Source organism: Acidithiobacillus concretivorus (assembly GCF_018853445.1).
Classification (GTDB): domain Bacteria; phylum Pseudomonadota; class Gammaproteobacteria; order Acidithiobacillales; family Acidithiobacillaceae; genus Acidithiobacillus; species Acidithiobacillus concretivorus.
The window spans coordinates 1-2,614 of the sequence record NZ_JABELD010000001.1; the positions used below are offsets into that span (position 1 = coordinate 1).

A 2,614-nucleotide genomic window follows, 5' to 3' on the forward strand; every position below is an offset into this window, starting at 1 on the left:
AAAGCCCAAGATCGTACCCAAGCCAATTCCCAAACCGGTTGTCGCCAAGCCCAAACCGGCAAAGCCGAAAAAGAAAGCGCCACCGCCTCTTTCTGTGCAATGGATTCGGGTCGAGCTGCCCAAACTTCGAGATGCGGCCATCAACAACCCCAGCACGAAGAACGTCACCCAGTACCTCTCCGTGCAGAAAGTCATGTTCGACAAAGCCCAGAACTTTGCGGAGAAGTTCGTGCAGGTGGCCAACACCAACCCGGTTCTGAACTACTCCAATTATGTGCCTCGATCCAATGACGCCAATAGCGAGTTCAATACCTATATTGCCTGGAACAAACAACATGCCCTGCAATATCTGACACATCATGTGGGGATTTGGGTTTTCGTGAAGCACGACTGCCCGTTCTGCAATCTGCAGCTACGGCAATATCGGCATCTTTTACAACAGGCCAATTTCAAAACCGTTTACATTGATGCCAGCAACGGCTCCGTTTCTGACATTCCTAAAAACGCGGTCTTTGTTCGGGATCACGGACAGGCAAAACTCCTGCACCTGGTCGAAACGCCCTCCATCGTGATGGTCTATCCCCCAGACAACTTCGCCATCATCTCTCAGGGGTATCAGGTCATGGCGAGCCTGGAGCAGAACCTTCTGGCCGATGCCAGCTATCTGCATCTGTTACCCAAGAAGATGTCGGAGTGGTCTGAAAATGCCTATGAACGCGGCGTGCTGACGACCAAAGAAATTCATTCGGCGGCAAAGGCTGGCATCACATCGCCCCAGGCCATCAGCCGGTATGTAGAAATGCAGACAGCGGCAAGAACAAAGGACTGGTAAAAAGGATATTAAACACATGGCAAAACTGGAACCACTCAAAAAGAAGATTTCCAAAGGCGTACTGCTGGCGGTAACAGCATCCCTGGTGACAACCAGCGTTTTGCAGTCGCAACACGCTTATGCGGGAATGCAGGGGTTTCTGGACGGCATGTTCTCCGCAACATCCGTGCCGCAAGCAGCCAGCCTGGGCAATGGTGTCACCCTGTCAGGCGGATACGCTGAAGTCCGGACGCCGCTTTCCGGGGCAAATATTATCAGCTTCTCCCCGCCCGACATCTCCGCAGGATGTGGCGGTATCAACCTCTATATGGGGTCTTTCCATTTCATTAACGGACAGGAATTCCTGGCACTGCTGCGAACCATCGGGCAGGAAGCCCTGGGATACGCTTTCCAGCTCGCCATAGACGCCATGTGCCACCAGTGCGGGGCGTTGCTTGCATCCATAGAAAAAACCATCCAGGCCATGAATAACTCCCTGCACAATACCTGCCAGTTGGCACACGGCATTTTTAATGCCGGAGATATTGCGGGGGACTTTAAGGCGGTCGGGAAAAATGCCGAGAAAGTTTTTGGATTCAGCACGGGTGCATCTACGGACGTATCATCCGCCTATGATTCGGCTAATCACGAAGGCGTGCTGCAAAGCGTTCTGGATGGTTTTAAGACGAATATCGAAAAGTCATGGGCCACTATTACTTCCAGCACAGGTACTACCACCACAACCACCAAAACAGAAAGTGTGTCAGCCTCTTCCCTGATCCCGGAAGGCAATATGTTCTGGAAGGCCATTGGCAACAGTGATGCGTACAAAATGATGACAGGTATTGATGATGATGTAAGCAATGTTTCTGCATCCTGTAAAAACAACGACCATGCCTGCACCAAGGAAATCCTGATGTCTCTGGTCGGCACAGACATTCTGCACCCCGGTTCCAGCTCGACGGCTAATTCGGATCAGGATGCCGAACAGGAAAACGGCACGCAGGCTACTCCCAATTCCGCCAATGCCCAGGATACGGAAACGGACCCCCCAACGCTTACTCTGCAAGATCTGGTGAATGGCACCAAGAACGCTTCAGTCATGACCTGCGAACCCTGGGCATCGACTTCTACAACTTATAGTCCGTATTCATCCACTATGGGTTGCGAATCTGTCGATAGAGGCGGCACAACACTCGGCGCTCTGGGATACGAGGGCATCAAAGCACACATCCAACACATGCTCTTCGGTGGCGGACCGCAAGCGCATGTAGGGCTTGAATCAGACATCATTAGCGGTACAGCCCTGTCTTCCGCTCAAATGGCTTTTTTAAGAACCATGCCGGGAGATATGTACACATTGCTTCGTCAGGCGCAAAGCTCTAAATCACTGGTTACTGAGGTTCTTGGACTCCTGGAGCCTGTTGCGGTGAACCAATATGCCGTGCAACTGGGTGCTTCCCTTATGGCAACGGAGCAAAGCGTATATTCAGGTAATCCTCATGTGGTTATACCGAGCTTCTACAAGAGTTCTATTGACCAGATTGCTCAAAGTGAAAACGTCTATATGCGTAACTCAAACACAGATACAAAGCGGGTGCTTCTGGCCATTAAATTGCTTCAGGCCTACCACCTTTCACAAAGCAAAGATAACGGTGCTCCCTGATGACGTCAACTACTCCCCCTAACCGATGTCGGTATAGGCGGAGCTTGCAAGGCGGTACGCAGGCTCATGGTTGACCAGGCTCAGTGAACGGAGTGATCCGTGAACTACGTTATTGGGGTCATGACACCCTGGAATGC

At 51.6% G+C, this 2,614-nt stretch carries 2 protein-coding genes; both read left to right on the forward strand.

The annotated features are described in order from the left end of the window. Positions 1-832 (forward strand): conjugal transfer protein TraF (locus HJG40_RS00005; RefSeq protein WP_215862303.1); only part of this gene is annotated, 832 nt, incomplete at its 5' end. A 16-nt stretch (positions 833-848) separates the two neighbouring features. Then, the gene (locus HJG40_RS00010; RefSeq protein WP_215862304.1) at positions 849-2,477 is read left to right on the forward strand and encodes a conjugal transfer protein TraH; all 1,629 of its coding nucleotides are present in this window, start codon (positions 849-851) and stop codon (positions 2,475-2,477) included. The last annotated feature ends 137 nt before the right edge of the window (positions 2,478-2,614 follow it).

Excerpts from the sequence above, each read along its gene's own strand:
- HJG40_RS00010 (WP_215862304.1), top strand. The coding sequence starts at position 849 with ATGGCAAAACTGGAACCACTCAAAAAGAAGATTTCCAAAGGCGTACTG.